The sequence below is a fragment of the Sphingomonas sp. R86521 genome (assembly GCF_042466235.1).
Classification (GTDB): Bacteria; Pseudomonadota; Alphaproteobacteria; order Sphingomonadales; family Sphingomonadaceae; genus Sphingomonas.
On the sequence record NZ_JAXHBY010000002.1, the window covers coordinates 14689 to 35764 of the forward strand.

The window sequence follows — 21076 nt, forward strand, 5'->3', positions numbered from 1 at the left end:
ATCCTGCGGCCCTCACAGCCTCATTCTTCAAGCCTGCCTGTGCGAGCCTCCTTCTTCGACTTGTCCCATTCCTTCTTGATGAGCCGTTGGGCTGCTTTCTCGACCGTATCCGCCTTTTTGAGCCAATCGGGCTTTGGAGTATGCCGCGCACTCACTAGCTCCTCGACTGCGCGGAAGAGCGCGCGATCCAGGGCATGTTTGTCCTCAGTCCCTACGTCGCGGCAGGCCGGGTTTAGGCGGAGTACGATACCAGCGCGCGCGGCATGTACCTTTCGCCAATTCACCGGCTTGGCAGGGCTAACTGCACCACGCCGCACCTCGGCCGTTAACTCTACAACCAGCCCTCGCATTGCTTCTCGCCATACCGCGCGCTCGCTGGTGACGATCTGGACGAAGATGGCCTTGTCTGCGTTCTCCTTCCCGGCCTGCGCGCCAAAACGCGCGCCAAGGTAGGCAAGCACGCCCGCAAAGGCCGTTCCGAAGCCCTGCACCCACGTCCAGCCGCCTGATCCTGACCCCCCTGATATTCCTGTCACGTATGCTCCCTTATGCCGCGAACCTCGGGTGCAGCTTACGACCACCCAACCACGCTGCTACAGGCCACGAAGGCTATCAGTTCACAAGTGAGATTGTTATCTTGCTCACTTGTGTGCTATCCATCATGTTCACACGCGAACACGTGCAGGGGCTACATGAAGACCATATCTATCATCAGCCAGAAGGGCGGAGCGGGTAAGACCACGCTTGCCATCCACCTTGCCGGTGCCGCCACCAGTGCGGGCCTCTCCGCGCTGATCCTCGACGCGGACCCGCAAGCGACCGCTAGCCAATGGAACCACTGGCGAGGCGGCGCGGACCCTGAGGTCGTAGATTGTGCCTCCCCCACCCTCCTTCCGCGCAAGGTGCAGCAAGCAGCCGATCTAGGCGCGGACCTAGTCATTATCGATACGCCCCCACACGCGGACATCATGGCGCGCGAGGCGTGCAAGGCTGCGGACCTGATCCTTATTCCTTGTCGTCCCCAAGCGTTCGACTTGTCAGCCGTTGAAACGACGGCCGAGCTGGTGAAGGCAGCAGGCAAGCCGGCCTTCGTGCTCTTCATGGGCGGTCCTCAGCGCGCGCCAACTACTTACAGAGACGCGCGGGAGCTGATTGAGGGCAGCGAAGGCGTTGAGGGTATGGGTGTGCCGGTCGCGCCCGTCATGCTCACGATGCGCGCGATCTATCACCACAGCACGGCGCAAGGGAAAACCGCGATAGAGGCGGAGCCTGACGGTAAGGCGGCGGAGGAGATCGCCGCGCTATGGACGTGGACAAGCGAACGTGTGAACTTGCCCACAAGTAAGCAGGGCAGAAAGAAGCGAGGCTGACATGAGCAAATTTGGCGCCATGAGGCAGCAGCGTGCAGAACGCGCGAAGGTGGAGCCGAGCGTCTCGACCCCAGCCATTGAGGGCTCGGCGTCGGTGCGATCGGCGGCGCGGCAGGGCAAGAAGGCTGTCAGCGCATACTTTAGTCCGGAAGTTAGCCGAGGCTTAAATGTGCTGGCGGCCGAGAACGGAACTACCCTTCAGGCCTTGATGGGCGAGGCAATCGACCTTCTCATGCGCCAGTACGGCAAGCACCCGTTCGGGGAGCGGTGACGCGCAGCTTTGAAGAGGGGTCTGCACATAGAACGGACCCAGATGTACGCTAACGCGATCGGGTGTCAGCAAACCCCCAGATTCGGGTTTCCGTACAGCTGACCAAAGCGACAGGGTTTGTCGCACACTCTGCCATCCTGTTGGCGCCACGACCCAAGGCCGGAGCGCACCCTGTCCGAAAGCATGTGTTTTCCGACAGTCTCAAAACGCTGCGGCAGCCTATACCAGCGTCATGACCAAGATACCGGATACGGACAAGAGATCGCAGGTTTCACCGGAATCCTCATTTTTGCACCTGAACGACGGCGCCCGGCATCATCGGGTCGCCCGGAGCAATGACGAGGTAACGGCGCATGTCGCCTTTTGCGTCGCTGACGATCTGGCGGAGCGGTCCGAGCGTGTTGACTATCGCGCCGCCCGCCGGATTGGTCATGAACTTCGCCAGAGGCTGGATCACGCCGCTGCCATCAGCGCGGGAGGATAGCCCAAGGACATAGGGCATCTTTGGACTGAGGCCCGCAACCGCCGCCTGCAAAATCTGGACTTGGCCCTGATCGAACAGCGTGACCTGGCTGCGCCCAGTCCCGGAAAGAGTCAGCTGGATCTTCATGCCGGCCTGGGCGAGCGGCATCAGGTTTGCACGGCCATCGCCTACCGGCACCGCGCCGGGAACGTAGGCCACGCCTTGGGGCCCCTGACCGATCGGAATCGTCGCGATAACGGTGTTGCTGGCGGTATCGATCGCCGCGACTGCGTCGGCGTTCTCCAGCCCGACATACATCCGCGTACCGTCGCCCGACGGCCAAAGGCCGTGCGGGAGCGCGCCGACCGGGATGTTCGCGACCTGCGCGAAGTCGGTGGTGCGGAACACCTTGACGACGTTCTCGGTGCCGACCGTCACATAGGCGAACTGGCCAGCCTTGGTGCGGGCGATGTTGACGTGGTTGGTGATCGCGCCTGTGTCGAACGTCTTGAGCACTGCGAAGGGTGGCTTGGCGTCGAACACCATGACTTTGCCGACGTCTTTCAGCGTCAACCAGACCTGCTTGCCGTCGGGCGTCGCGGCGATGTCGGGGCAGAACGGGCTCGCCTGCTTGACGCGACCGACGATCTTCTTCGAGGCGGTGTCGATCACAACGGTCTCGGGAGAAAAGCTCGAACAGACGTAACCGTATTTCCCGTTCGGCGAGAAGATCGTCATGCCGGGGCCATTAGGAACGGGGATGCGCGTAGTCGGCGCGAAGGTCTTGCCGTCGAGCACCTGGATATAATCCTCGCCGCGCACCGCGACCCAGACTTCGCGACCGTCGGGGCGGAAGAACGCTTCGTGCGGCGATCGGCCCACATAGGTCGTATGCTTCACGGCATTGGTCGCAGTGTCGATGAACGTCACCGAGTTCGAGCCGATCGAGATCGCCGCCAGCGTCTTGCGATCAGGCGAGAAGCCCATGCCGTGGACGAGCAGCTGTCCCTTGTAGAGCGGGCTGAGGTTCGCGGGGGTCTGGTCGCCGAGTTTTATCACGCCGAGCAGCGTGTTGGTCGACGGATCGATCACCGACACGGTGTTGGAGAACTGGTCCGAGGTGTAGAACCGGTCCTGCGCGCTGACGGGGACGTCGGGGGTCGCGTTCGGCACTTGCTGGGCAAACGCAGGGCCCGAGAAACACAAGGCGGCGCAGGCGGTTAGGGTGAAACGCTTCATGGACGGTCTCCGTGATGGGGGTGACCGGTCGCGGTCGGTTCGGTGTGAGGCAGCAACGCGCCGCCTTCGGATAGGATGCCCTGCATCACCGCGATTTCCTGACGCTGTTCGACGATGATTCCCTGGGCGAGCCGGCGCAGGCGTTCATCCTTGCCGAACCGCAGTTCGACTTCGGCCATGTCGATCGCACCCTGATGATGCGGGATCATCATTCTTGCGAAGTCGCGATCGGGATCGCTTGAATAACCGGTCATCATCGCGCCGTGCATCCGCGCCATCGCCGCATCCATTGCGGACGCGAAACCGTCCGTTTGCGCTAACGCACCCGTCGATACGGACACGGCTATCGCCGTTAGCAAGGCCGTGCGAGATTTCATCGTCATGCCTTTAGTATTCCCATTTATGACACGCGAGCGATGAATGCCGAGCGTGACAGCGTAAATGATCGCGGCGCAGCCATCGATCCAACGCATAAGCATGGTTGTTCTGATCATCTAAAAAGAACGGTAGACAATCTATGATCGCGTTTTCGTATTGAAACCATCGCTACCATGCGTTGGACGCAGGGGAGATATCGGTCGATCTAGCGGCATCGGACTGGCACGATCACCCGCCGGATCCGCGATAAGGATCAAACGATGAAAGCTGCGATCGTTCTGGTTGCCGCGATGTTGGCCTCCGTAGCCCCAGTCCCGGCGATCGCTCAGGCCTATTGGGCTGCACCTGCGGCGGACGACTTTCCCTGCGATATCAAGGCGGTTCAGGCACCGTGGTCGAAGGCTGATATCGACCTTAGTCATCATGACCGGATCTATGTGTCTGACCCGACATCGACAAAGATCGTTGTCATCGATCCTGCAGCGGGCAACGAACTGGGACGCATCGACCTCACCAAAAGCGCGATAGCTGAGCCCAGCTTTTCCAGCCCCAAAGTCCAGCACCTGGCTGCAACGCGTGACGGGCGGACCCTGGCGGTATCGGCATTAGCGCAGCACAGTGTGACGCTCGTAGATCTGGCCACGAACACGGAACGAGGCCGGACCGTGTTCCAGACGTCGCCTACCGCCGTCGCGTTTACGCCCAATGGGCACGAACTCTGGGTTTCGCTCGGCGATGAACATGCCATCGCAGTCGTGGATCCTAAGACCGCGCGGGAGATCACCCGCGTACCAGCAAGTGGCGGAGCGGGCGCGACCATCCTGTCGCCAAACGGACGCTATGCCTTTGTATCGCTTACTGAAAGGCCGTCCATCCTGGTTGTCGACGTCGAGCATCGGCGCGTCGTCGGACACGTTGCCAGCAACGGTGCAGGTGAGGGAGCAATCGCGGTCTCGCCAGATGGCAAACAGATTTGGGCAACACGCCGCGAGAGCGGCACGACCACGGTTTTTGCTGCCAAACCGCCGTTTGCGGTACGCGAAGTGATAAACACTGGTCCAGCAACGGGCGCGGTCAACTTCGCCCAGCGCGCGGACGATTCCTTTGCCTATGTCAGCATTGGCGGCGATCAACCTGCAATCAAGGTCTATAGAACCGACAGCCTGGAGGCTGTGGCAACCGTCCCGCTACAAGCGGCTCCAAGTGCGGTTTGGCCGTCGGGCGATGGTACGAGAATCTATGCCAGCCTGGCCGGAACCAACAAGGTCGCTGGGATCGACACGCTGACGTACACCACCGTGTCGACAATCCCTATCAGTACGGATGCGCAAAGCCTGATCTACGTTCCTGGTGCCGTGCGATCAGGAAAAGGTCTCGCCAATCTGGTGCCATCCGGGCGCGATGCGGCGCTTGCCGTGGCGGCGCGTTGATCGGTCTTACACCGTCTGTAATTTCCCAAGGAAAGCCCTTTCTAAAATGACCAAGCCCCCCGTCAGGATCGCGATCAGCGGTGCCGCAGGACAAATTTGCTATTCGCTGCTCTTCCGGGTTGCGCAGGGTGACGTGTTCGGACCGGACCAGCCCGTTATCCTTCAACTGCTCGACGTGCCGCAGGCTATGGACGCCGTACGCGGCGTGGTCATGGAACTGGAGGATTGCGCGTTCCCGCTACTGGCAGGTGTGATCATTACTGATGATCCGATGGTGGCTTTCAAGGACATCGATGCGGCCATGCTGGTTGGGTCTCGTCCCCGCTCAAAGGGCATGGAGCGCCGTGATTTGCTCGCTGCCAACGCAGCGATCTTCAAGACGCAGGGCGCAGCATTGGACGCAGTGGCCAAACGTGACGCCAAGATCCTGGTCGTCGGCAATCCCGCCAACACAAATGCCTGGATTCTTGCGCAAAGCGCACCGGGTTTTCCTGCCGAAAACATCACGTCGATGATCCGCCTCGATCACAACCGCGCGCAGGGACAGCTTGCGGCCAAGGCGGGTGTAGGTGTCGATGCGATTACAAAGCTCGTCGTCTGGGGAAACCATTCGCCGACGATGTTTGCCGACTGGGGGAATGCCGAACTCGATGGCCAAAAGCTTGCCGACCGTATCGGAAACGAGGCCTGGTACCGCGAAACCCTGATCCCCACCGTTGCGCAGCGCGGAACCGCGATCATCGAAGCACGGGGTGCGTCCTCGGCCGCGTCGGCCGCAAATGCAGCGATCGACCATCTGCGCGACTGGGTGCACGGCGCAGGCGATAATTGGGTGTCGATGGGCGTGGTGTCAGATGGCTCCTACGGTATCCCGCAAGGACTGGTGTGCGGCGTGCCGGTGCACTGCATGAGCGGTGGGTATGCGCGTATCGAAGGCCTGACCCTCGATCCGTTCCAGCGATCGATGCTCGATCGCACGATTGCCGAACTGGTCGATGAACGTGAGGCGGTTATCGACATTCTGAAATGAACGATCGGTATATCTGATTGGAATGACTGTAATCTTTGGTTGGTGCGATTGATCTCCTTTCCCTATCATTGGGGCAAGGAGATCGGGCATGACCCTCGAACAACTCAGGATTTTCGTCGGTGTCGCAGAGCGCGAGCACATGACGCGCGCTGCCGAAGCGCTCAATGTGACGCAGTCAGCCGCAAGCGCTGCCATCGCCGCGCTAGAAGCTCGGCACGGCGTGCCGCTGTTCCACCGGGTCGGCCGCGGGATCGAACTGTCCGAAGCGGGCCGCATGTTTCTGGTCGACGCGCGCGCAGTGCTTGGCCGTGCCGCCAGCGCGGAACTTGCACTGGCCGAATATGCAGGACTGGAGCGCGGCACACTGCGGCTGGTCGCAAGCCAGACGATCGCAGGCTATTGGCTGCCCCGCCAGCTGGCGGCGTTCCATGCGCGCTACCCCGCGATCTCAATCGAACTGGCGATCGACAACACCGAGGGGGCCGCGGCGCGCGTGCTCGACGGTGCGGTCGAGCTCGGCTTCGTCGAGGGTGTGATCGACGAGCCCGCGCTCGCGCATTGGACGGTCGCGAACGACCGCATGGTGCTGGTAAGCGATCGCGCAGCCGACACGATCGACGAGGACTGGATCCGCGCCGCGCGCTGGATCGTCCGCGAACAGGGATCGGGCACGCGCTCGTCGTTCGAGGAGGTGTTGCGCCAGCGCGGCGTCGATCCGTCGGACCTCACCACCGCGCTGACCCTGCCGTCGAACGAGGCGGTACGTAGCGCGGTCGAGGCTGGCGCAGGCGTCGCGGTCCTGTCGCAGCATGTCGTCGCACCTGCAATCGCGGCCGGAACGTTGCACGATCTGCCGCTCGGTCTGCCGCGGCGTCCGTTCTACGCGCTGCGGCACAAAGAGCGCTATCGTACCCGGGCGGCCGATGCGCTGACCGATCTCATCAAGGAGACTGGCAAGTGACCGCCGATCTGAAACCCGTTCTTGATGGCCTGAAGCCGCTCAGCCGGCTCGACTCACCGCGCGAGATGATCCGGCAGTTCACGCCCAACTGGTTCGCCGCGACCATGGGCACCGGTATCCTGGCGCTGGCCTTACCGCAGGTGCCGGGCGTCGGCACGTCGCTGCACCCGGTCGGCGAGGCATTGTGGTATTTCAACATCGCGCTCTTCACGCTGTTCGCCGGGCTCTACACCGCGCGCTGGACGATGTTCGGGCACGAGGCGCGGCGGATCTTCGGGCACAACACCGTATCGATGTTCATCGGTACGATCCCGATGGGCCTCGCGACGATCATCAACGGGTTCCTGGCGTTCGGCCTGCCGCGGTTCGGCGCCGGCGTGATCCCGATCGCCGAGACATTGTGGTGGATCGACGTCGCGATGTCGCTCGCCTGCGGTGTAGCGATCCCCTACCTCATGTTTACCCGGCACGAACATTCGCTCGACGGCATGACCGCGGTGTGGCTCCTGCCAGTGGTCGCGGCCGAGGTCGCAGGCGCGAGCGGAGGCCTGCTCGCACCGCATCTGGCCGACGCCCATCATCAGTTCGTGGTGCTGGCGACCTCCTATGTCCTGTGGGCCTATTCGGTGCCGGTCGCGTTCGGCATTCTCGCGATCCTGATCCTGCGGATGGCTCTCCACAAGCTGCCGCACGAGAGCATGGCCGCCTCGAGCTGGCTCGCGCTCGGTCCGATCGGCACCGGTGCGCTCGGGATGCTGGTGCTCGGTAGCGACGCGCCCGCGATCCTCGCCGCCAACGGCCTCGGCCAGATCGGCGCGGTAGCGCAGGGGATCGGCACGATCGCCGGGCTGTTGCTCTGGGGCTTCGGCCTGTGGTGGCTGGCGCTCGCGACGCTGATCACGATCCGCTACTGGCGCGCGGGTATCCCGTTCAACCTTGGCTGGTGGGGCTACACCTTCCCGCTCGGCGTCTACACTGTCGCCACCTTCAAGCTCGGCACGACGCTCCAGCTCGGCTTTTTCGGGATCGTCGGCACCATCCTCACCATCGCGCTCGCAGCGATGTGGCTGCTGGTCGGCGCCAAGACGGTCGCAGGCGGCTGGCGCGGAAACCTGTTCGTGTCGCCCTGCATCGCCCAAGCCAATTGATGGGCCGAACTGATCGTCCTGCCGGATCGAACCGGCCCATCCGATCGACCCGTACCGGGCAGACCGTCGGACGGATCGCGCATAAGAGCATGACATCGAAGGGAGAATGCTGGTGGACAGCCTGGATATGAAACTGGCGCAGGCGACGAACCGCCGTCGCTTTCTCGCAGAGGCTGCGATCGGCAGCGGCGCGCTGATCGCCGCACCCGCGCTGGCGCAGAGCATGGTCGACCTGCATCTTCCGGGTGGCCCATCGGAACGGCCGATAACCAGTGCGTTCCCCGGCAAGGGCAGCATGATCCTCCAGCGGATCCACCCGCCGCTGCTGGAAACGCCGATGAGCGTGTTCAATGGCGACGTCTTCACACCGAACGACCAGTTCTTCGTCCGCTGGCACTGGGCCGACATTCCGACCGCGATCGATGTCGAGGCGTTCCGGATCAAGGTGCACGGCGCGGTCACGCGGCCGCTGTCGATCTCGCTCGCGCAACTGCTGAAGTTGCCACGCGTCGAGCTGGCGGCGATCAACCAATGCTCGGGCAATTCGCGTGCGCTGTTCCAGCCCCCTGTTGCCGGTGCGCAGTGGCGTCACGGGGCGATGGGCAACGCCAAATGGCTCGGCGTGCGCCTGCGCGACGTGCTCGATATCGCCGGCGTGAAGCCGGGCGCGGTCGCGGTGCGGTTCGGTGCGCTCGACCAGCCGGTGGTCGCGGGTGGACCGGATTTTGCGAAGTCGCTGTCGATCGACCACGCACGCGACGGCGAAGTGATGCTCGCCTTCGGGATGAACGGTGAACAGATGCCGCTCCTCAACGGCTTCCCGGTCCGGCTGATCGTACCCGGCTGGTATTCGACCTATTGGGTCAAGATGCTGAACGACATCGAGGTGCTTGCCGCGCCCGACGACGGTTACTGGATGGCCAAGGCGTACAAGATCCCTGACACTCCAGGCGCGAACGTGCGGCCTGGCCAGAAGGATTTCCCGGCCGTCCCGATCAACAAGATGATCCCGCGCAGTTGGGTCACGAGCCTCGACGAAGGGCAGGCGATCGCGTTTGACCGGTCAATCCCGCTGGGCGGCATCGCGATGGGCGGCGATTGCGGCGTCGCCAAGGTCGATGTGTCGACCGACAACGGCAAGAGCTGGTACAAGACGACGCTTGGCCCCGATCACGGCAAATACAGTTTCCGCCGCTGGGATGCGCAGGTGCCGCTCAGCCATGCGGGCCCGACCAGACTGATGTCGCGCTGCTGGAACACCGCCGGCATCGCGCAGCCGATGACGCCGATCTGGAACCCGGGCGGGTTCATGCGCGGCAACATCGAAACCACCAACATCGTCGTCGGCTGAGGAGCGCTCCCCCATGAAAACGCCTTCCATCGGCACGCTGTCGTTCGGGTTCGTCGGCGCGACCGTCGTTCTTCTACTCGCGATCGGTGCCCCGAACAGCCGCATCGCCCCGCCGCCTGCCGCCCCGACCGCACCACCGCCGCCAAGCGTTTCGGCGCGCGGCTTCTCGCTGGCGTCCACCTCGGTCGATCTCCCGACCGACGAAGGGCAATATCCCGCCGGCCCGCATGCCGACGTCATCAACGCCAACTGCACCTCGTGTCATTCGGCGAGCATGGCGCTGAACCAGCCGCCACTCTCCTCCGATCAGTGGACCGCGGAGGTCACCAAGATGCGCGAGGTCTACAAGGCTCCTGTTGCACAGGCTGACGTGCCGGCGATCGTCGCTTATCTGACCGCCATGAGCGCAAAGCAGCCGGGCGCCGCGAAGGGCAAGGCGCAAGACCCCGATCCGAAGGCTGCGCCCGACGTATCGGGGGGATCAGGCTAAGCACATCACTCACGACACGCGGTTCTGCGCGCGAAGTGCTGTGCGGCGTGTACGTGTCTCGCGCAGTGTTGCATTGGGCGCGAGGCCGTTCGCGGGCACCTTGGGTATCGCAACGCGCTGCGACAGGTAGATGCCATTGTGGCCCGAGCAGAGATAGGCCACGAAACAGGCGACGGCGATCGGCACCGCATAGCTGGCGCCAAACAGTTCAATCCCCATGAAGGTGCAGGCGAGCGGGGTATTGGCAGCCCCGGCAAAGACCGCAACAAAGCCGATCGCGGCGAACAGGCCCGTCGGTACGTCCAAGAAAGGCGCCAGCGCGTTACCGAGCGCCGCGCCGATGAAGAACAACGGCGTGACTTCACCGCCTTTGAAACCCGCACCGAGCGTGACGACAGTAAACAGCAGCTTGATCGCCCAACTCCACGGATGCGTGTCTGGTCCGAAGAAGCTGGCGATGGTAAGGCTCTCGGGCCTCGCTGCCAGGACACCCAGGCCTAGATAGTCGCGCGTGCCGAACAGGAAGACGAGCGCGATAACGACGACCCCGCCGATCACTGGACGTAGCGGACCATAGGGGACGATCCGCTTCAGACATCCCCCGACCACGTGGTTGGCTTCGGCGAAGGCCAAACCGACCAATCCGAATATGATCCCCGCAATACCCGCCTTCGTCACGAGCAGCGCATCGACCGGTATCAACGCACCGATCGGGTAGACACCGTGATGGATACCCCAGGCGAGGCACGTCCAATCGCCGACTAGCGCTGCAACGAGGCAAGGCACTAGCGCGGAATATTCAACGCGGCCGATCGCCAGCACTTCGAGCGCGAAGACCGCGCCTGCGATCGGCGTGCCGAAGACCGCGCCGAACCCGGCTGCGATACCCGTCATCAACAGGATGCGCGTGCCGCCCGCATCGAGGCGGAGCGCGCGGCCGAAACCGCTGGCAAGGCTTCCACCCAATTGGACGGCGGTGCCCTCACGTCCGGCCGAGCCACCGAAAAGATGCGTCACCACTGTGCCGAAGAAGATGAGCGGCGCCATCCGCAGAGGCACCCCGCCGCCAGGCTCGTGGATCTGCTCGACGATCAGATTGTTGCCGCCTTCCACTGTGCGCCCGGTGACATGGTAGAGGAATCCGACAACGAACCCGCCCACCGGTAGCAGATAGAGCAGCCAAGGCGATGCAAACCGCAGTCGCGTAACGGTATCGAGACTCAGCAGGAACGCCGCACATAGCGTCCCGACGAGTGCCGCCATGGGCAGCAAGATCAGCGCCCAGCGCAGGACAGAGATCGCATGGTCGTGACGATCGCGCATGAATGCCGCGACATTCAGCGTGCCGACGAGATTGCGAAAGGTAGCGCGCACAATTCCTCCTTGCTGCCTGAAGGCGCCAAGTAGGAATCATCAGCTCTTATCAGAGCGGTTCGGCCAAATTGCCCGGCAGAAATCCATTGCCAAAGTCGATCTATTAGACGTTTGCCCCAACCGTCAATGGGCATGTTGGTCGGGCAAATGCTCGGACCGGCCAGTCGGCAGCGTCTATCTGAGCCCGTTATATGTACCGACCCCGGGTACGCTGCATGCGGGACCGATCGGCTTTGGCCCACGTCGTTTTCGGGCTTCGTCACAAGGGGGCGATACCGCACGAAAGCCGCGGATGCGCTGCGGGGTCTGATCGGTTCGCAGCAAACCTAGGGATGGCTGCTACGAGCGTGCCGTCCAGATGCCGACGAGCGCGGCCAGTGACACGAGCATAAGAAACCCGTTCATCACTAGGAGCAACGTCGCTGGCAGGCGCTTGATGTCCGGTCGTGGCGGCGGGGCGCCTGCGCCCATCTCTCGCCACACCGCAGCGGCGAAGCAAAAGGCGCTGAACAAGATCAGCATGGTCCCGGTCGCCGTCGCCAGCCACGGGAACACGACGTCCTTGAGCAGCGCGCGCGCGCCGATACCGGAAGCGAGCGCCGCCAGTCCGGTACGCACCCAGGCAGCATAGGTGCGTTCGCCGGCGAGGATTGTGCGGTCCGCGGCAAGCTCTGTGCGACGGTCGGCGCTGTCCACCTGCTGGACTGCGCTGTCCTTCAGCTTGCTCGCGCTCTCCGCCAGCTTCGCATGGGCCCGATCGGCGTCGTGCGGCGCGTCCATCAGCCAGCGGTAACGGCGATGCGATGCCAGGCAGTCGAGAGATAGCCGGCGAAGTTCCAGATCGGCTCGGGCCGTTCGGGCTGCATCTGCCCGGCACCGTCAACGGCGCGCACGATCAGGACGTGGAGTCCGGGAGACAGATCGACCGTGACGTGCCACTGCGTCCAGCTCCAAGGCGCATCGGGTTTTGCAGTCAGTTCCGCCTGCAGCCAGTCGGTGCCGCCATTGACGGAGACCTCGACGCGGGTGACCGCTCGGCCGAAGGCGACCGCATAACCCGCGATTTCGCACGCGCCGGCGCTGACATGCGCGCCGTCCACCGGCGCGCAGATCGCAGCATTGAGCGGCATCTCCTCGATAGTCAGACCCCGATCCCAGTCTGCGTCCTCCTTCGCTACCGACGCCGGAAAGAGCTTGTAGTCCTTAGCCTGGATCGGCGCATCGGACGGGCGATCGCGCACCTCGATGCGCGTCAGCCACTTGGCGCTACGAACGCCCGCATAACCCGGCACGACGAGCCGCAGCGGTGCGCCATGTTCGGGGGCCAGCGCCTCGCCATTCATGGCCCAGACGATCAGCACGTCGGGCTCTAGCGCCTTGGCGATCGAGATCGAGGCACCGAACGGTGCCGTCTCACCATCGACATCCACGTTGTCGGCCCCCGTAGTGCCGACGAACGACGCGCCGTCCTGGATGCCGGCTGCGGCGAGCACGTCGCACAGTGCGACGCCGGTCCACGCCGCATTGCCAATCGCGCCCACGTCCCAGGGATCGCCCGAAGTCTTTTCCACGTCTTGAAGATGTGCCCGACGATTGCCGGCGCACTGCATGGTCGCGGTCACTGTCCGGGTCGCAAATGCCGTTTGAAGTTCGGCAACCGTGTAGGAGCGCGGGCGGTCGACTAAGCCGTCCAGCGCTATACGATGATCGTCGGCCAGCTCCGGCGTTGGTCCGTGACTGCGGATGTAGAAGTTCGCCTGCGGCGTCAGGAAGGACGTGATCAGTTTATCCGGGGGCGTTTCCGCATTGAGCGGCTCCGGACAGCGGAGGATCAGATTCTGTTCGGCGCGATCGGATGCGGTCATGCAAGCGGCCTACCATGATGAAATCAGTAGCGAAATCGATCGTTTTGCTGGGCGATGTCACCCAGACTCTTTCGATAGCCTATCCCTTTCTAGACGGCGGTGGAGCGATCACCATGCCGTCGCGCGAAAGGCGCCGAGCGCCAGACAGCCTTTCCCGTAGATCGTCGCGATGTGACTGGACTTGCTACGACGGCTTTGTCCCAAAAGTCGTCGCTAGGTACTAGGGATGACGGAAAACCCTGTCGCCATCGCAGATGCGCGACAAACGGGTGATTTGCGCCGCCTGAACCCGGATGAGGGCGCTTAACGTATATCTGGGTCCGTTCTATGTACCGACCCCGAAGAGGGGGCGATCCGAATGATCCGTCCCGAGTGGAACATGCAAGGGCTGGGTGAATGCCCGGCATCTGTAACGGGCACCCCGGAATCCGCCAGCCCACTTGTTGGCATGTGAACATGATAGCACGAGAACACGAGAACACGATGGAACGTGAACACGTGTCTGGCATGTAGAGGTTGGTAGCAAAGCCTATCGGTGAGTTTTGGGGTAGCGGCTCACCTTTGGGCCGACGCGCTGAAATCTACCAGCACGGGCAGTTCGGGAATTCCGCCGCGCAGCTTTGCCCGTCGTACAATGCTGTGCTGGTCGATCAGGTTCTGTGCGTCGCGCTTGCCGCTGGACGTTTTTGGGAACCAGTGGAGTGCCACCCGTTCGACCTTGCGCCCGTTCTTGATCGGCGTGAAATCGACATAGAAGGGGCAAAGCTTGTTAATTTCCTCGACAGCCACCTTCAGACAATATTTGTTCATATCAGCGAAGCGTTCGAGTTTACCTTCAGGCACGTTAAGCAGGCCGCGCAGCTCTTCGATCGTAAACTCCTCTTTCTGTTTGTATTCGAGACCAATGCGCCGCTCGATCATTTCATAGAGACAAAGTGCGTATTTTGACTCGAAGCAATACATTACCTGCGTCTTGAGACGGGCATAAACCTGACTGTTCCGCAGTATCTCGATTAGCTCTTCTGGGATACGATAGTGAAGGAAGCCGTCTTTTTCGAGGCTTTCATCACTTGGGCCGAGCAGCTGGACACGGCGCTTGTAGCTCTTGCCATCCTTGCGGATCGTGACGATCGCGATGGTGCCCATGAGGCGCAGCAGTGAACTCTCTATGCGCTCGTTGCCTTGGTGCGTCCCTTTCAGTCCGGATTTCGCAATGCGATGGATGATCGGCTCGCCAATGCGTTCCCAGGCATTGGCGATCAGCAGGTTGTAGATACGGCGATCCGCGAGGGTGAGGGGGCTTAGCTCTACAATATCGACCAACTCGCCGGGCTTGACGATTTCACCGTAGTTGGCGGGATCAAAAGGATTTCCACGTCCCTTCTGGGCCAGCGTGCGGAATGTCATATCGACCACGGCAGGTTGCGACATAGGCTTGACCAACGGTGAGCTAGAGGAACTTACCAACTCACCCTAATCACGAAAAGTGAGCTAGGCAAATGTTTCAGCTCCCCCGTGGAGCAGAGAGGCGGATACCCCAAAACTCACCGATCCTTTTAACCCAACCATTGGGGTACCCCAACACTCACTGGACCCTGCCCGAACACTCACTTTTACCGACCCCAAAGCTCACCGCATGCTACCCCGAAACTCACGCGAATCGACCCCAACGCTCACTATTGGAGGCATTTTTCGGCAGAAATACGGACCTTTCAGGGCTCTGAATCTTGAATCAGAAGAATTAGAGAATCTGAACGGCGAAAGGTGAGCTTTGGGGTGGCGAGCCTGTGGATAACCACCGTCAGAATAGGCAAATGGAATCGGCCTAATGGCCGATGCACTATTCGTCTGGTGCCAGCTGCGCTGTCACCAGAGCGGCGCAAACGCCGCGTGCTTAGCGGAAAAAGAAGAAAGGCAAGCTGGCGACCAGATACTACGCCAGAGCCGACCAAGAGCGCCATGAGGGCAGGGAAGAGGGCTTTGCCACGATCCGCACCCTTGCAGCACCGAACCTCGCTGTTGGTGCTTAAATCAGCTCCTTCGCGATCGGTTTCGTAGATCGTCAATCCGATCACCAGCTCCGTCACCTTCGGAAGGTGAGGCGCTACCCCAAAACTCACCTTTCGCACATCGTCACGCAGGATCGAACAGGCCAGTGAACTCGCGTTGATCGTAGTAGCGGATTTTCTCGACCGCGAGCGGGTTTTCGCCCTGGCGGAGCAGCAGAAGCTGATCGGGCCGCATTCGCATGATTTCGTCCGGTGTGGCGAGCCGGCGAGCGGAGACGTGCCCGCTGACACTCTCCGAGGGACCAGCGCGGTTTTCGCCCCAGCCGGTGCCGCGCGACGTGCTGACGGTATCATATTCGATCGTGGTGTCGCCGATCGTGCGCGAGAGCATGTCGGCGGTGGCATGATCGTTGACCCCGAACGTCTGGATCACGCCGGCGTTGGACATGAAGGTGCCGGCGCGCTCGCCATAGGTGGCCTTAAGCTGGTGCATGTCCTGGAGGATCGGCCAGAGCTGGAGGCCATAGCCCGCCATCAGGCCCATCGCGCGTTCAACCGGTTCGAGACGGCCGAGCGCGGCGAACTCGTCCAGCAGGAACAGCACGGGCCGGGCAGGACGGGCGGTGGACCGCGCCATGTCGGTGACGGCCTGGCTCACCAGCAGCCGCAGCCAGCGCGCATAGGTGTCGAGCCGATCGGGCGGCAGGCACAGGAACACGGTGGCGGTCGTGTCCTTCAGCCCCGCGAAGGTGAAATCCGACGCGGCGGTGCTGGCGACGATGCGAGGGCTGTCGAGAAAGTGGGTATGGCGCTGTGCCGAGGACAGCACGCCAGCGGCTTCGCGATCGGACTTGCCGAGCTGGCGGTTGGCGGCGCGGGCGATCAGGCCACCGGCGCCGGCGCTGTCCTGCATTTTGGCCAGCAAAGCGGCAAAGCCGGCAGGGGCGAGCGTCAGCTTGTCGCGCACCGTCGCCAGCACTCGGGCGTCGGCGGGTTCGTGGACGACGGTATGCAGGATCAGCCCCGCGATCAGCGCCTTGGCTTCCTCGTTCCAATGCGCTTCGCCCGATTGCCCCGGCGCGTCATGCACTAGGGCGTCGGCGAGGGTGTTGGCATCTTCCGCGAGATCGAGGCTGGCGGGATCGAGCCGGTCGAGCGGATTGTAGCGGGCAGGCGGCTGACCCGACACGCCGAACGGATCGAGGCACCAGACCTTGCCCTTGGCGGCACGCGCACGGGCGGTGACGCGGGCATTCTCACCCTTGGGGTCGATGCAGATCACCGAGCGATCGAGCAGCAGCAGGTTGGGAATGATCGTGCCGACGCCCTTGCCCGACCGGGTGGGTGCCATCGTTAGCAGATGCGCCGCGCCGTCGTAATGCAGCAGCTTGCCTGACTTCGCCGAGCGGCCAATCAGGAGATCTCCGTTCGCCTCCAGCTTTCGCACGTCGGTTCGGTCGCCGAAACGAGCGGAGCCGAGCAGATCGCTCCGCTGGTTGGCGGCGCGCCGGTTGAAGCGCCAAGCCAGGAACAGGATCGCGCCGGCCAGCAGGAACGGAATGTCGGTCGCAATCTCACCATAGCCGAAGATGCCCTTGAGCCAGGCGTTGCTCGCCATCAGCACCACGAAGGCGACGAAGACCGCGAACAGCGGGCTGATCCGTCGCCTCGGCATCAGTGCGCTTCCATCGGCGTGACCGGCAAGGACCGGTCGGAGTCGGGATGATCGAGCAGCCGGAGCAGGATTTGCGATACAAGGGGAGGGGGCACGCCCTCGTCAAGCATCATCGCGAAGAACGCATCGTCGTTGGGCGTCGGGATCATGTCCTCGATGACCAGGTTGGCGCGCGAGTCCGCCATGTCCTCATGCCACATCGCGATTTCCGCCGGCGTGCCGCGCACGAAATTCATCGCGCGGACTTGGGCACGGATCGTCTCGATATCGAAATCGCTCATTGCGCTTCGCTCCCTTCCGCTTCCGCGTCGAACGCCCGCTTGCCGCGCCGCTTCCATAGCGCCAGCACGTCGCCAGCATCGTCGCCGCGACCACGCCCGGCGAGATCGAGCAGCGCGCCGTAGAGCGTGGCGCGATCGTCGTCGGTCAGCTCGACCAGCCCGGCTTTCTGGACCAGCCCGCCCAGTTCAATCAGATGGCGTGTTCGTTCGCGACGTTGCACGACCCAGCCCCTGCTATCCGTTCGCCGTTCCGCCGCTTCCGCCCGCAGCGTCGCCGCCTGGTTCAGTCGCAGTGCCCGATCCGTCGATTGCAGCAGCGCCGCCACCTTTGCGCCCACGTCGTTGAAAGAAGGCCGCGCCCTTCGCGCGCCATGCCTCCTTCGCGCCCGCATCCTTTGATCCGATCGCATCGAGCAGCACCCCGGCGAGGGTTTCCGGATCAAGCGCATCGGCCCCGGTCGCAACGACGAGCTGGCCAAGCTGTTCGACCCGCTTTGCCTTGAGCGCGCGGGCCTTGTCACCCAGTGCCTTCAGCTCGGCATCGTAATCGCGAACCTTCCGCATCGCCTTTACCCTTCCGCGTATCGCTCATCAACATCTTAGCGCGCCGAGCATATGGGTAAAGCCAGAACGAGCAGAACGCAGCACCAAGTCAATCAGGAGGAGCGAAGCGGAGGATGAGTGCGCGCTTATACGTCGTTGCCGACGTGCGCTCAGAAGTGCAATAAGCAGGGCGTCATGGCGATCTACCATTTCTCCGCCAAGGTTGTGAGCCGCGCGAACGGATCGAGCGCCGTCGCGAGCGCCGCCTATCGCTCCGCATCCGAGCTGCACGACGATCGGTTGAACCGGAATCACGACTTCAGCAACAAGGCAGGCGTGATCCACTCCGAAGTGATGTTGCCACAGGGCGCACCGGAGCGTTTAAACGACCGCACGACCTTGTGGAACGAGGTGGAGGCAGGCGAGAAACGCAAGGACGCGCAGCTTGCCCGCGAGGTGGAGTTCTCGATTCCGCGCGAGATGAATGAGAAACAGGGCGTCCAGCTAGCGCGCGATTTCGTGAAGCAGCAGTTTGTCGATCGCGGGATGGTCGCGGATCTGAACGTGCATTGGGACAAGGCGAAGGACGGCACGCCCAAGCCGCACGCGCATGTCATGCTTGCGATGCGCGACGTGGGGCCGGAGGGGTTCGGGAAGAAGAACCGCGACTGGAACTCGACCGAGCTTTTGAAGGACTGGCGCGAGGCGTGGAGCGCCCACGTTAATGAGCGCATGGCCGAGCTTGGGCTTGAGGGTCGCATCGACCACCGCAGTTACGAGGCGCAGGGGATCGGGCTGGAACCGCAGCACAAGATCGGCCCGGCCGCATCGCGTCGTCCGGAGCAGGGGCTTGAGGCGGAGCGGATCGAGGATCACACGCGCATCGCTCGTGAGAACGGCGAGAAGATCATCGCCGATCCCAATGTCGCGCTGGACGCGATCACGCGGCAGCAGGCCACGTTCACCACTCGCGACCTGGCGACGTTCGCCTTCCGGCACAGCGACGGCAAGGAGCAGTTCGACCAGGTGATGGGGGCGGTGCGCGCCAGCCCCGAGCTGGTCGCATTGGGGAAGGACGGGCGCGACCAGGAGCGGTTCACCAGCCGCGACATGATCGCGGTGGAGAACCGGCTTGAGCGCGCGAGCGACGAGCTGGCGGGCCGCGCCGCGCATGGCATCGTCGATCGGCATCGTGACGCCGCGATCGACGCAGCCGAGGGCCGAGGGCTTGTCCTGTCGAGCGAGCAGCGCGACGCCTTCGATCACGTCACCGGCAACAGTGGGCTGGCGTCCGTCGTCGGCTATGCCGGCAGCGGTAAATCGGCGATGCTGGGCGTCGCGCGCGAGGCTTGGGAGGGGCAGGGCTACACGGTGCGCGGCGCGGCGTTGTCAGGCATCGCGGCCGAGAACCTTGAGGGCGGGTCCGGCATCCAGTCCCGCACCATCGCCAGCCTTGAACACGCATGGGGGCGGGGGCGTGAACAGCTAGGCCCAAGGGACGTGTTGGTGGTGGACGAGGCCGGCATGATCGGCTCGCGTCAGATGGAGCGGGTGCTGTCCCAAGCACGCGATGCCGGGGCCAAGGTCGTGATGGTCGGCGACCCCGAGCAGTTGCAGGCGATCGAGGCCGGCGCGGCCTTTCGCAGCGTCACCGAGCGCCACGGCGCGGCCGAGATCACCGAGATACGCCGGCAGCGCGAGGACTGGCAGCGCGACGCCACGCGTGCGCTGGCGACCGGGCGCACCGGCGAGGCGATCCATGCCTATGACAGCAAGGGCATGGTCCACGTCGCCGACAACCGTGACGAGGCGCGGGGCGAGCTGGTGGACGGTTGGGATCGCGCACGCCAGACCGAGCCGGGCAAGACCCGGATCATCCTCACCCACACCAACGCCGAAGTGCAGAGCCTCAATGGCGAGGCGCGCAACCGGTTGCGCGCATCCGGCGACCTTGGCGACGACGTGACGGTGAAGGCCGAGCGCGGTGAGCGGCAGTTCGCGACGGGCGACCGCATCATGTTCCTGCGCAACGAGCGCGGCATGGGGGTGAAGAACGGCACGCTGGCGACGATCGAGCGGGTATCGTCCGAGGGCATGGCGGTGCGCCTCGATGACGGGCGCGGCGTCGCGTTCGACACCAAGGACTATGCCCATGTCGATCATGGCTATGCGGCGACGTTCCATAAATCGCAGGGCGTGACGGTCGATCGCGCGCACGTCCTCGCCACCCCCGGCATGGACCGGCACAGCGCCTATGTCGGCATGTCGCGTCATCGTGACGACGTGCAGCTCCACTATGGCCGCGACGACTTCAGCGACCAGCGCCAGCTCGTCCGCGCGCTCTCGCGTGATCGCGGCAAGGACATGGCGGGCGATTACGCTAAGCCCGAGCAGGATCAGGCGCGGGCGTTCGCCGATCGGCGCGAGATCCGGTTCCCGGAACTCGCACGCCAGATGGTCGAGAAGGTGCGCGACAAGGCCAAGGGCATGTTTGCCGGTTTCCGGCCAAAGCCGGCTGTCGCGAAAGAGGGGGCGATTAACACTGCCCGCGATCACGGCCAGGGGGGTCTGATTAACACCGCCCGTGATCGCAGCCAGGGGGGGCCGATTAACACCACCTTGGACGTCTCTCAGGCCAAGGCGATCGAACGCTATGCACGTGCCGCGGGCGATATCGGCCGGATGCGCAACAAGGGTCTGCCGGTGCTGCCGCATCAGGAGAGCGCTTTGCAGAAGGCTGGCGAGAGGCTGGACGCGACCCGTCCCCATGCCGCGCGCGACCTTGCATCGGCGCTTGCGCGTGATCCGAAGCTTATCGAGCAGGTGTCGGGCGGCAACACAGTTGGCGCGACACGCGCGATGGCCGACGAGAAGCGTGTGCGGCTAGACCCGGACGCGCGTGCCGAGCGGTTCGTGGAAGGCTGGCAGAAAATGCAGCAGGCGCGGGCAGGAATGGAGCGGGCCGGCGACAGTGCCGGTGCCGAGCGGTTGCGTGAGCGGATGGAGAAGGTGGCGGGCGGGCTGCACCGCGACCCGCAGCTCGAATCCGCACTGCGTCGCCATGCACCCGACCTGGCACTGAAGCAGGAAAGCGAGCGGTCGATCGGCGATGCGCTGTCGTCGTCGCTCGATCGTGGGCGCGACCGGGATCGGGGGATGAGCCGGTGACGGTTCGTGCTTTCGGGTACGATCCGGTTT

General features: G+C 63.4%; 21 protein-coding genes and 1 riboswitch. Of the genes, 9 read left to right on the plus strand and 12 right to left on the minus strand.

Going from position 1 to position 21076, the window contains the following annotated elements:
• Positions 1–20: 20 nt before the first annotated feature.
• Complete coding sequence (locus SJY20_RS17840) at positions 21–491, minus strand: hypothetical protein (RefSeq protein ID WP_031392881.1); 471 nt, start codon at positions 489–491, stop codon at positions 21–23.
• Positions 492–692: 201 nt separating this feature from the next.
• Between SJY20_RS17840 and parA the strand changes: the two genes are divergently transcribed.
• Positions 693–1370, plus strand: coding sequence for a ParA family partition ATPase (gene parA / locus SJY20_RS17845; RefSeq protein ID WP_031392882.1), 678 nt, complete (start codon positions 693–695; stop codon positions 1368–1370).
• Between the two features lies 1 nt (position 1371).
• Positions 1372–1641, plus strand: coding sequence for a ribbon-helix-helix domain-containing protein (locus tag SJY20_RS17850; protein WP_031392883.1), 270 nt, complete (start codon positions 1372–1374; stop codon positions 1639–1641).
• Positions 1642–1924: 283 nt separating this feature from the next.
• On the opposite strand, the gene SJY20_RS17855 is transcribed toward SJY20_RS17850, so the two are convergent.
• Together SJY20_RS17855 and SJY20_RS17860 are read right to left on the minus strand one after the other, a co-directional pair.
• Positions 1925–3343, minus strand: a complete 1419-nt coding sequence (locus SJY20_RS17855) for a YncE family protein (protein WP_051916163.1) — start codon at positions 3341–3343, stop codon at positions 1925–1927.
• Positions 3340–3822 (minus strand): DUF305 domain-containing protein, encoded by a 483-nt coding sequence (locus SJY20_RS17860; RefSeq protein WP_235525130.1) that lies wholly within the window; start codon positions 3820–3822, stop codon positions 3340–3342. Before SJY20_RS17860 ends, SJY20_RS17855 begins: the two co-directional genes overlap by 4 nt.
• 159 nt (positions 3823–3981) lie before the next feature.
• Between SJY20_RS17860 and SJY20_RS17865 the strand changes: the two genes are divergently transcribed.
• The 6 genes from SJY20_RS17865 (at position 3982) to SJY20_RS17890 (ending at position 10131) form a co-directional block, all read left to right on the plus strand.
• Positions 3982–5151 carry a hypothetical protein gene (locus SJY20_RS17865; protein ID WP_051916164.1) on the plus strand — a complete coding sequence of 390 codons (1170 nt, stop codon included), beginning with the start codon at positions 3982–3984 and terminating at the stop codon, positions 5149–5151.
• 46 nt (positions 5152–5197) lie between these two features.
• Positions 5198–6181: a malate dehydrogenase gene (locus tag SJY20_RS17870; protein WP_031392887.1), complete on the plus strand. Its 984-nt coding sequence runs from the start codon at positions 5198–5200 to the stop codon at positions 6179–6181.
• Between the two features lie 88 nt (positions 6182–6269).
• Positions 6270–7142: a LysR family transcriptional regulator gene (locus SJY20_RS17875; protein ID WP_031392888.1), complete on the plus strand. Its 873-nt coding sequence runs from the start codon at positions 6270–6272 to the stop codon at positions 7140–7142.
• Positions 7139–8290, plus strand: a complete 1152-nt coding sequence (locus SJY20_RS17880; protein WP_031392889.1) for a TDT family transporter — start codon at positions 7139–7141, stop codon at positions 8288–8290. The genes SJY20_RS17875 and SJY20_RS17880 overlap by 4 nt, the downstream gene beginning before the upstream one ends.
• A gap of 106 nt (positions 8291–8396) precedes the next feature.
• Positions 8397–9641, plus strand: coding sequence for a molybdopterin-dependent oxidoreductase (locus SJY20_RS17885; protein ID WP_197975372.1), 1245 nt, complete (start codon positions 8397–8399; stop codon positions 9639–9641).
• Between the two features lie 13 nt (positions 9642–9654).
• Complete coding sequence (locus SJY20_RS17890; RefSeq protein WP_031392891.1) at positions 9655–10131, plus strand: hypothetical protein; 477 nt, start codon at positions 9655–9657, stop codon at positions 10129–10131.
• 9 nt (positions 10132–10140) lie between these two features.
• Here the strand turns inward: SJY20_RS17890 and SJY20_RS17895 are convergent, their stop codons facing one another.
• The 9 genes from SJY20_RS17895 to SJY20_RS17935 form a co-directional block, all read right to left on the minus strand.
• Positions 10141–11454, minus strand: coding sequence for a voltage-gated chloride channel family protein (locus tag SJY20_RS17895; protein WP_197976250.1), 1314 nt, complete (start codon positions 11452–11454; stop codon positions 10141–10143).
• Between the two features lie 74 nt (positions 11455–11528).
• A riboswitch (Fluoride riboswitch) is annotated at positions 11529–11605 on the minus strand.
• 239 nt (positions 11606–11844) lie between these two features.
• Positions 11845–12285: a YidH family protein gene (locus SJY20_RS17900; protein WP_051916165.1), complete on the minus strand. Its 441-nt coding sequence runs from the start codon at positions 12283–12285 to the stop codon at positions 11845–11847.
• Positions 12285–13370 (minus strand): sulfite oxidase, encoded by a 1086-nt coding sequence (locus SJY20_RS17905; protein WP_031392894.1) that lies wholly within the window; start codon positions 13368–13370, stop codon positions 12285–12287. The genes SJY20_RS17900 and SJY20_RS17905 overlap by 1 nt, the downstream gene beginning before the upstream one ends.
• A gap of 555 nt (positions 13371–13925) precedes the next feature.
• Complete coding sequence (locus tag SJY20_RS17910; protein WP_031392895.1) at positions 13926–14801, minus strand: replication initiation protein; 876 nt, start codon at positions 14799–14801, stop codon at positions 13926–13928.
• Between the two features lie 281 nt (positions 14802–15082).
• Positions 15083–15445, minus strand: a complete 363-nt coding sequence (locus SJY20_RS17915) for a hypothetical protein (protein WP_156349055.1) — start codon at positions 15443–15445, stop codon at positions 15083–15085.
• A 58-nt stretch (positions 15446–15503) separates the two neighbouring features.
• Positions 15504–17054, minus strand: coding sequence for a type IV secretory system conjugative DNA transfer family protein (locus SJY20_RS17920; protein WP_082446614.1), 1551 nt, complete (start codon positions 17052–17054; stop codon positions 15504–15506).
• Entirely contained in the window at positions 17054–17335 is a 282-nt protein-coding gene (locus SJY20_RS17925; RefSeq protein WP_031393027.1) for a hypothetical protein, read from the minus strand. The genes SJY20_RS17920 and SJY20_RS17925 overlap by 1 nt, the downstream gene beginning before the upstream one ends.
• Positions 17332–17556, minus strand: a complete 225-nt coding sequence (locus tag SJY20_RS17930) for a conjugal transfer protein TraD (protein WP_031393026.1) — start codon at positions 17554–17556, stop codon at positions 17332–17334. The genes SJY20_RS17925 and SJY20_RS17930 overlap by 4 nt, the downstream gene beginning before the upstream one ends.
• 13 nt (positions 17557–17569) lie before the next feature.
• Positions 17570–17899 carry a conjugal transfer protein TraD gene (locus tag SJY20_RS17935; protein WP_031393025.1) on the minus strand — a complete coding sequence of 110 codons (330 nt, stop codon included), beginning with the start codon at positions 17897–17899 and terminating at the stop codon, positions 17570–17572.
• Positions 17900–18073: 174 nt separating this feature from the next.
• On the opposite strand from SJY20_RS17935, the gene traA reads away from it, so the two are divergent.
• Positions 18074–21046 (plus strand): Ti-type conjugative transfer relaxase TraA, encoded by a 2973-nt coding sequence (traA, locus tag SJY20_RS17940; RefSeq protein WP_031393024.1) that lies wholly within the window; start codon positions 18074–18076, stop codon positions 21044–21046.
• Positions 21047–21076: the final 30 nt, after the last annotated feature.